This is a genomic window from Bacillus sp. NTK074B (assembly GCF_017303375.1).
Taxonomy (GTDB): domain Bacteria; phylum Bacillota; class Bacilli; order Bacillales; family Bacillaceae_B; genus Rossellomorea.
Genome location: NZ_JAFKOH010000159.1, coordinates 1 through 262, shown reverse-complemented (window position 1 = coordinate 262; position 262 = coordinate 1). Strand labels below are relative to the sequence as shown.

General features: G+C 67.6%; 1 protein-coding gene. It reads right to left on the bottom strand.

Annotated features, from left to right (window positions below):
• A partial coding sequence (locus JI667_RS21830; RefSeq protein ID WP_280515529.1) for a carbamoyltransferase C-terminal domain-containing protein occupies window positions 1–262 on the bottom strand: 262 nt, incomplete at both ends.

Here is a 262-nt window from a genome sequence, read left to right as displayed (position 1 = left end):
GCGTCCAGACCCGTGGTCATGAAGACCGACAATGCGTCTTCGACCGAGTGGATGATCGGCTTGCCCATCACGTTGAAACTGGTGTTCAGGATCACCGGCACGCCAGTCTGCGCACCGAAGCTGCGCACCACCCGGTGCAGCCATGGCGTGCTGTCGGGCGTGACGCTTTGCAGCCGCCCGGTGCCGTCCGCATGCACCACCGCCGGCACCTGCGCCGCCCGTTCCGCGCGCCAGCGCAGGGTGAGCGACATGTAGGGCGAGC